Consider the following 8894-nt stretch of genomic DNA (forward strand, 5'->3'; position numbering starts at 1 on the left):
GGCGCGAGGCGTTCGAGACGGCGCGGGCGCGGGTGGAGGTGGAGACGCCGCTGCATATCGACCTTCCCGAGACCGGCCTGCCGCCGAGCCGGGACCTTCTGGCCTTGCGCGATGTGGTGATGCAGCGCGGCGGGCGGCGCCTGTTCGGGCCGCTGTCGCTGGACGTGCGCGGGCCGGAGCGCATCGCGATATGTGGCGCCAACGGGTCGGGCAAGACGACGCTGCTGCGCCTGATGATGGGGGAGGCGGAGCCTGATGCGGGTGAGGTGCGGCGGCTCACCGACCGGATGGCAATGCTGGACCAGCATGTCAGCCTGCTGGCGGCTGGGGAGAGCGTGCTGGAGAATTTGCGGCGGCTGAACCCGGAGTTGAGCGAGAATGCGGCGCGGGCGGCGCTGGCGCGGTTTGCGTTTCGCAATGTTGGCGCGCTGCAGCCAGCAGGCACGCTGAGCGGCGGCGAGCGGCTGCGGGCGGGCATGGCGTGCGTGTTTGCGCGGGCGGAACCGCCGCTGATGCTGGTGCTGGACGAGCCGACCAATCACCTCGACCTGGCGGCGGTCGAACTGCTGGAAGATGCGCTGTCAGGCTTTGACGGGGCGCTGGTGGTGGTCAGTCATGATGCGGACTTCCTCAGCGCGACCGGTGTGACGCGCGAGGTGCGGCTCTAGCCAGCGCCGGGTATGGGCCCGGGCGCGGTTACTTGGCTTTTTTTGCCTTGGGGGCAGCCGGTTCGATCTCGAACGTCATCTGCAGGTTGACGCGATAGCTCATGATCTTGCCGTTCTTCACGGTGGTCGACATGTTGTTGACATTGGCCGAGGCGAGGCCGCGGACCGTCTTGGAAAAGCGGCTGACGGCGTTCTGGATCGCATCCTCGAAAGATTTCGTGGACTCGGCGAGAATCTGTTCGGATTTCATGATGGCCATGGAGGACCTCCTTGTTCAAGTGTGGAACAGGTGGACCATACAACGCCTAAAAGGCGTATTTGCCAAGCAGACTCTCGTAAAACGGGAATATCGGGGCTGGCCGGGACGGGCCGATCAGAGCAGGGCGAGGCCGACTTCCGAGCCTTCCTGCCAGATCACGCGGGCATTGCCACTGACATTGACGGCGCGGGCATTGACCTTGACGAATGGGGGCATGATCTCGTTCGTCGGGAACCGTACACGTACGCCGGTGGCCGTGTAATCGAGCACGATGCCCTTGCGCGTATAGCCTGATTCATAGGTGACCGAGGCTTCGCGATAGGACGCACCGCGCAGCGGGCGCGGCGTGTCATGCTCTGGCGCAACAGCATGCTCAATCCGTTCGCGCGCTGGCGCGGCGGGTTTTTTGGAACCGAACATACGGGTCAGTAGGGTCATCAGTATTTACTCAATCAAATGCATGTGGGCCAAATCGGTCCATCCCCCGTCAGGCGTGCAACTATCACGCCACCTATTAACTGCGTCCTTATTTATGGTGAAAATGGACAAAAAAAGCGGCGCTCGAGGCGCCGCTTTCTGTATTATCAACTACAGGTAACAAGGTTACCAGATTCGGATGCGCTGTTCCGGCGGGAGGTAGAGCGCGTTGTCGGGCGTGACGCCGAACGCATCGTACCATGCATCAAAATTGCGCACGATGCCGTTGACCCGGTAGTTCGGCGGCGAGTGCGGATCGGTCAGCATCTGGCGGCGCATCGCCTCTTCGCGGTTCTTCGAGCGCCAGACCTGCGCATAGGACATGAAGAAGCGCTGGTCGCCGGTGAGGCCGTCGATCACCTTGTCGTCCTTGCCGTCCAGGCTGAGATGGTAGGCCTTGTAGGCCATCGAGAGGCCGCCAAGGTCGCCGATATTCTCACCCAGCGTGAGAGCGCCATTGACGCAGGTTTCGCCGTCATCATAGGGGCAGAAGGCGTTGTACTGGGCGACAAGCGCTCCGGTCTTGGCCTTGAAATTGGCCTCGTCCTCGGCCGTCCACCAGTTGCGCAGCATGCCGGTGCCGTCCGACTTGGCGCCCTGGTCGTCAAAGCCGTGGCCGATCTCGTGGCCGATCACCGCGCCGATGGCACCATAATTGACCGCCGGGTCGGCGCTGATGTTGAAGAAGGGCGGCTGCAGGATGGCCGCCGGGAACACGATTTCGTTGCGGTTCGGCGAGTAATAGGCATTCACCGTCTGGGGCAGCATGCCCCATTCCGTGCGGTCGATCGGCTGGCCGAGATCGGAGATCATGTCCTGATAGGCCCAGGCATTGACGGCCATCTGGTTGGCAAAGGCATCATCGCTGACGACAAGACTGTCATAGGTCTCGAATTTTTCCGGATAGCCGATCTTCGGCGTGAACAGGTCCAGCTTGGCCTCGGCTTCGGCCTTGGTGGCTGCGCCCATCCAGTCGAGGGTTTCAAGGTTCTCGGACAGGGCGACGCGGAGATTGGCGACGAGCTCGTCCATCGCGGCCTTGTTCTCGGGCGGGAAGTAGCGCGCGGCATAGACCTTGCCGACCGCTTCGCCGACCGAGTTCTCGACCGTGTCGACGCCGCGCTTCCAGCGCTCGCGCTGTTCCTCAAGGCCGTTCAGGGTCTTGCCGTAGAAATCGAACACGGTGTCATCGATGCTGGCGGGCAGGACATCGGCCGTGTCGATCAGGAGATGGGCGGTCAGGTAGGCCTTCCACTGGTCCATCGGCGCCGTCTGCATCACCTTGAACAGGCCGGGTACACCGCCGCCGGATACTTTTGCCAGCTGGTCGGCATCAAGGCCGTTTTCGGCAATTTCTTCCGCAGTCGGTGTGACCTGTCGCACGACGAAGTTGGCCTGATCGCCGAGATTCATCGCATCGATCATCGTGGCGGTCGGGAAATCGCCGCCGAGGGAGATGAGTTCGTTGCGGGTGACCTTGTTGTAGGTGAGGTTGCGGTTGCGGCCTGCGGCCCGGTCCCAATGGGCTTTCGCGATCTCGGTCTCGAGGGCGATCACCTTGTCGGCGGCAGCGTCGGCATCGTCATAACCGGCTGCGGCGAGCAGGGCGGACAGCATCGCCTTGTAGGCGGTGCGCAGCGCGGTGTTCTTGTCATTGTCGACGAGATAATAGTCGCGATCGCCCATGCCGAGGCCAGCCTGGGTGACGTAGAAGATATACTGGTCGGTCTGCTTGGCATCGACATCAACCCAGCCGCCGACAGGCACGGCGTAGCCATTGGCGGCGAAGACCCTTGCGAGGTCTTCGCGTGTCTCCATGGCCTTGATGCGGTCGAGATAGGGTTGGGCCGGCGCCAGGCCGTTCGCCTCGATGGCAGCGGTGTCGAGATAGGCGTTGTAAATCGTGGCGACCTTTCCTTCGAGCGTGGCCGGATCCGGCTTGGCGGCGGCGAGTTCGTCGATGATCTTCCGCACGCGCTGTTCCGACTTTTCGGCGAGCAGGGTGAACGAGCTGTAGCGGGTCCGGTCGCTGGGGATCTCGAACGTGTCGAGCCAGGCGCCGTTCACATAGGCGAAGAAGTCATCGCCGGGATTCACGTCGGCCTTCACGTTGCCGAGATTGATGCCCCATTTGCCCCAGGTGTCAGGCGTCGACAATTCCAGGCCTTCGGCAGTGACGTATTTGCCGTCAGCGTTGGCCACCGGTGCGGGGGCTTCGGCGGAGGTCGTTTCCGCCGTGTGCTTGCCCGGTCCACAGGCCGTGAGGAGCGCGATCGCGGCGGCGCCCAGCATGAGATGTTTCATGTGCATGTCTCCATATGCGTGGTGTACCCCGTTTCCGTCCCGTCAAGGAAGGGGAAGGACACATCCAGGTTAAATCACGTCCTCATTCGGCGGGAGCGAGACCGCCCAGGTCGTCGCCCCGGCTGGTGCCGATGAGTTCGTCTTCATCGACCGTCACTTCGCCGGAATAGGTCTCGCCGATCTGGCGGAACGGCTTGCCGCCCCAGGTCCAGCGGAAGATGCGTCCGATCTCGACACCGACGGCATAAAGGGCCGGCACCATCAGCAGGGACACGAAGATGGCAAACGCGACCGCGCAGGCGAGCGATACGATCATCGGCTTCAGGAACTGGGCCTGCACCGAGCGTACGGCGAGCAGTGGCAGGATGCCGACGAATGTGGTGACGGATGTCAGCAGGATCGGACGGAAGCGGGACACGCCCGCATCCACGAGCGCCTGGATCGCGCCAGCACCTTCGTCGCGCCGTCGGTTGACATAGTCGATCAGCACAAGGTTGTCGTTGATGACGACGCCAGCGGCCGCCGCAATGCCGAAGAAGGCGAACATGGCCATCGGTGTATTGAAGATGGCGAGCCCGAAAATGGCGCCACAATAGGCGAAGGGCAGGGCCATCATCAGCAAGAGCGGCTGGGAATAGGAGCGGAAGGCCACGGCCAGCAGGATATACATCGTGCCGATGGCGATGACGATCAGGCGACCGATCTCGGCGAAGAATTTCTGTTGTTCCTCGAAGCCGCCGGCCTCGCCGCGCTGCACGTCAGGGAAGTGCTTCTCGAAATCGGGCCAGAAGTCCTGCTCCATGGCGGCCATGATCTGGCCGCGACCGCCTTCGCCTTTGACCTCGGCATAGACCGAGACCGACCGGGTGCGGTTGCGACGGATGATGCGGTTGATGCCGGGGGCATATTCGAAATCGGCCACCTGTGTGACAGGTATTTCGCGGCCGTCCGCTGTGCGCAGCTTCAGATTGTTGAGGCTGTCGAGGTCAGACCGGGCAGCCAAGGGCAGCCGGACCATGACCCGGACATCTTCCCCGTCGCGAGGCAGGCGCTGGACCTCTTCGCCATAATAGGCCTGACGCAGCTGGCGTGAAACATCATTGAGCGTGATGCCAAGCGTCTCGGCGCCGGGCTTCATTGTGATGCGAATTTCCTCGGCGGACGAGGACAGGTTGTCGCCGATATCATAGGCGCTGGAATAGGTGGCCAGATGCGCTTTCACTTCCTCAGAGGCCTCGCGCAGCCTGGCAAGGTCCGGATGATTGAGCGCAACACGCACACCGCTGTCATCGTCATTGAACGTGAACTCGAACCCGATTTCCTGGGCGTCCTGAATGTCACCAACCATGTCGCGCAAGCGTTCGGAAATACCCTTGGAGCGTACCGTGATGGGGCGCACTTCTGGCGGGGCGAGGCCGACCCAGGCCTGCACGTTCCGACCGGCCGCAACCACGGATGCCTGCATCACGAGGCCGTCTTTCAGTTCCGGATATTCCTTGCGGGTCTCGTCTTTCAGCGTGTCGATGCCGGCCTGAAGCTGGTCGCGGACCTGGAGCAGGCGTTCATACGGCGTGCCTTCGGGCATTTCGATGTTGACCTGGATGAGGTCAGCTTCGATTTCCGGCATGAACTGGAACGGAACGATGCCCAGCGACTGCATCTGCATGGCGAGGGCGAACAGGCTGAAGAAGAGGGCGACCGTGGCATAGCGAAATCGCAATGCAAGCTCGAGCACCGGTTTGTAGATGTGGTTGGCGAACCAGAGAAGGCTGTCGGCAATCCGGCGCTGCAGCCTGAGGAACCTGCCGGCGGGGCCGTCAAATTCCTGCTTCTTCATATGCGACAGGTGGCTGGGCAGGATCAGCATACACTCGATGATCGAGAAGAGGAGCGCAGCGACAACAACGAATGTGATCTGCTGCGTGAACATGCGCGTCGGGCCGGTGATGAAGGCCCAGGGCAGGAAGGCGATGATCGTGGTCAGCACGCCGAACACGATCGGCTTGAGCACCAATTGCGTACCGACAATGGCGGCGTCCAGGCCTTCGCGCCGGCCGCTCTCGACTTCCCTGTGTATGTTCTCTCCGACGACAATCGCGTCATCCACGATAACGCCGATCACGAGCAGCACCGCGAAGGTCGACAGGATGTTCCAGGACACGCCGAAATAGGGCAGCAGCATGATGCCGCCGGCAAAGGCGGTAAAGATGCCGATGGTAACCCAGAGCGCCACCATCGGACGCAGGAACAGGACCAGCACGAGCATCACCAGTACGGCGCCGCTGAGGGCTGACTGGGTGATCAGGTCCATGCGGGCCTTGAAGCCTTCCGAGTCGTCCCAGAGAACATCGATCTTGACGGCTTCTGGCAGGATGCCATTGGCCGGATCGTTGGCGCGCTTGACGAAGTCCTTGAAGCCATCCGTGTAGGCAATGATGTCCATATCGTCGGGAGAGGGGATCATCACGAAGGCGGTCGGTTCATTGTTGAACGTCGCCTTCAGCTTGTCGCTGACGAAACCGTCGATGACATTGGCGACATCCGACACGTAGACGGTGCCTTGTTCGGTCGTCTGACGGATGATGATCTTGTTGAATTGTTCGGCCGTGTCGGCGAGCTGGCGGGCCGTGATGTTGACGTCGCCGGTCGAGCTTTCGATCCGGCCGCCCGACGAGTTGAGGGACGACTGGCGGATGGCATTGGCGACATCGCTGAAGCTGAGGCCGAAGCGGCGCAGGGCCTGTTCCGAGACTTCAATACTGACCTGTTCGTCCAGCGTGCCGTTCAGTTCGGCAAGTTCGCCGCCGGGCAGCTTGGCGAATTCGTCACGTACATTGTCGGCAACGCGTTTCAGCGTGCGGGGATCGACCTCGCCGTGGATTGCAAAACCAATGAACCGATTGCGTTGTTCCCAGCGTTGGATCTGCGGCTGGAAAGCGGCCTGGGGCAGGTTGTTGATCTGGTTGACCCGGCGCTCGACGTCCTTGACGAAGATATCCATGTCGACGTCGTCGCGGCCCTTGATATTGACCACGCCGAAGCCTTCGCTGGCGATCGAGGTGATCCGGTCCAGGCCGCTGAGATCTGCCACCGCCTCTTCAATTCGGGTGACGATCTGTTCCTCGACATCCTGCGGGGAGGCGCCGCTCCAGGCGACCGACACAGACGCGCCGGTAATATTCACGACCGGGAACATTTCCTGTTCCATGCGCGTGTAGCCGAAGATGCCGCCGACGAAGGCGACAATCATCAGGAGGTTGGCGGCGACGGCGTTACGGGCGAACCAGGCGACGATTCCGCTCATTGTGGATTACCCTCTGCTCCGGTGACGGCGACAGTGGCCGGGGCCGGCGTGGCATCGCCCGTATCGGATTCCTTGTCGGGCTCGTGGACTTTGACGCTGCCATCCTCGAGCCGTTCCATGACAGTGATGTTCATGCCGTCGAACGGTGCCTGGACGGGACTGGTGATCGCGAGTTCACCCTCCTCGACACCTGAACGGACATAGGCGCCGCCAGCATCCGAATAGACGAGATCGACGGTGCGGATCGACAGTTTGCCCTGTTTGGCATTGCCGATGAACAGCTTGTCCTCGCCGCGCAGCGCACCGCGCGGCGCCACCAGGACGTCCGGGATCGTGTCGCCTTCGATCGTGGCATTCACGAACAGGCCCGGCGCCATGGGCGCGTCGCCGTCAGCGCCGGCGCCATAGGGGTCTTTCAGTTCGGCGATCACGTTGATCTGGCGGGTCATTGAGTTGACAGCGGCGGCGGTGCGAACGACCTCGCCTGTCCACGTCCGGGGCTGGCCGGCGACGGTAGCGGTGAACGTGACTTTCGGGCCCGGCTGGTCCGCCGACGCGGTGAAGGCGAGCGGCAGGCCAAGGCGGCCCATCTCGCTGTCATCAAGCGGCAGCGATACTTCGACGACGTCATTGGCGAAGATCCGGCCCAGTGCCGAGCCTGCCGCGACGACCTGGCCGATATCGACGCTGCGTTCGCGTACGCGGCCATCAAAAGGGGCATAGACGGCGGTACGATTGAGACCCAGTTCGGCGTCTTTCAATTGCGCCTTGGCGCCGTCGAGGCTGGCGCGGGCTTCGGCGAGCTGTGGCTCGCGGCGGGCGAGGGGAGAGGCGTCCTCGAGGCCGAGATCTTCAATGTCCTGAACGGCGAGCTCGGCTTCGGCCAGTTCGCGGGCGAGGCGCTGCTCGGCGCTGGCGACGCCGGACCGGGCGCGCACGACGGCGAGTTCATAATCGGCCGCCTCGACGCGGACGAGGAGCTGGCCCTTCTTGATGAAGCCGCCATCGATGAAGTCAGGCGCGACATAGGAGACGCGGCCGGAAATCTGCGGTGCGACCACGATTTCGCGGCGCGGGCGCACTTCGCCCTGCGCTTCGACCGTCAGGTGGAGGTCGTCGCGATAGATCGCTTCGGCGAAGACATTGAGGCCGGCGCGCGCGTCATCCGCCTTTTCCGGCTCGGGCTTGATCATATTGAGCACCACACTGCCGCCGATGCCGACAATGATGATGATCCCGATCGGGGCGAGGATGGAAACAAGGCGACCCATAAATACTAGCTCCTGCCGCCGGTGGCGGCGTTCGTGTCAATGTTGTTTGTACCATATTGCACGCCGGATGTACCGGTGGGCAGGCCGCCGCCCAGGGCGAGGTGATAGGCCACGCGATTGGATGCGCGGCTGGCGCGGGCCGAGACAAGCTGGCTTTCAGCGGTCAGGCGGCGCGTCTGGGAATCGATCAGGTTGAAGATCGTGACCGTGCCGCTGGTGTACTGACGTTCGGCCAGTTCTTCGGCGAGGCTGGCTTCTTCGACGGCGCGGACCTGCGCCTCTTCCTGCTTGGCGAGCAGGATGTCGGCAGCCAGCGCATTTTCAACTTCGCGCCAGGCGTCGAGCGCTGCAGCAGCGTAGTTGGCCACTGCGGCTTCGGCCTGTGCGACAGCGGCGTCGCGCTGGGCATCCAGGCTGCCACCTGTGAAGAGCGGCTGGACGAGGCTGGCGATGAGATTGGCCGCGATCTTTTCGGGATCGAACGCATCCGCAAATTCGGTCGTGCTGGTCGAGGCCGATGCGGTGAGGCGCAGCGATGGCAGCATCGCGAGACGGGCCTGTTCGGCGCGCAGGCCTGCGGCAGCGATGCGGGCTTCGGCGGCGGCAATGTC

The 8894-nt window shown here is 62.8% G+C and carries 7 protein-coding genes; 1 reads left to right on the forward strand and 6 read right to left on the reverse strand.

Features of this window, described 5'->3' with window-relative positions; translation table 11 throughout:
* Window positions 1-668, forward strand: a 668-nt coding sequence (locus AADA04_RS14330) for an ATP-binding cassette domain-containing protein (protein ID WP_340693959.1), incomplete at its 5' end; no start/stop codon positions are given.
* A 28-nt stretch (window positions 669-696) separates the two neighbouring features.
* On the opposite strand, the gene AADA04_RS14335 is transcribed toward AADA04_RS14330, so the two are convergent.
* The 6 genes from AADA04_RS14335 to AADA04_RS14360 form a co-directional block, all read right to left on the reverse strand.
* Window positions 697-927, reverse strand: coding sequence for a dodecin family protein (locus AADA04_RS14335; protein ID WP_340693960.1), 231 nt, complete (start codon window positions 925-927; stop codon window positions 697-699).
* A gap of 114 nt (window positions 928-1041) precedes the next feature.
* Window positions 1042-1365: a hypothetical protein gene (locus AADA04_RS14340; RefSeq protein WP_340693961.1), complete on the reverse strand. Its 324-nt coding sequence runs from the start codon at window positions 1363-1365 to the stop codon at window positions 1042-1044.
* A gap of 165 nt (window positions 1366-1530) precedes the next feature.
* A complete protein-coding gene (locus tag AADA04_RS14345; protein ID WP_340693962.1) occupies window positions 1531-3708 on the reverse strand; it encodes a M13 family metallopeptidase in 2178 nt (725 codons plus the stop codon).
* Between the two features lie 82 nt (window positions 3709-3790).
* Window positions 3791-7012, reverse strand: coding sequence for an efflux RND transporter permease subunit (locus tag AADA04_RS14350; protein WP_340693963.1), 3222 nt, complete (start codon window positions 7010-7012; stop codon window positions 3791-3793).
* On the reverse strand, window positions 7009-8283 hold the full coding sequence (locus AADA04_RS14355; RefSeq protein WP_340693964.1) for an efflux RND transporter periplasmic adaptor subunit: 1275 nt from the start codon (window positions 8281-8283) through the stop codon (window positions 7009-7011). The genes AADA04_RS14350 and AADA04_RS14355 overlap by 4 nt, the downstream gene beginning before the upstream one ends.
* Window positions 8284-8288: 5 nt before the next feature.
* The coding region (locus AADA04_RS14360) for a TolC family protein (protein ID WP_340693965.1) at window positions 8289-8894 on the reverse strand (606 nt) is incomplete at its 5' end.

This window comes from Hyphomonas sp., assembly GCF_037969335.1.
In the GTDB taxonomy this organism is placed as follows: Bacteria; Pseudomonadota; Alphaproteobacteria; order Caulobacterales; family Hyphomonadaceae; genus Hyphomonas.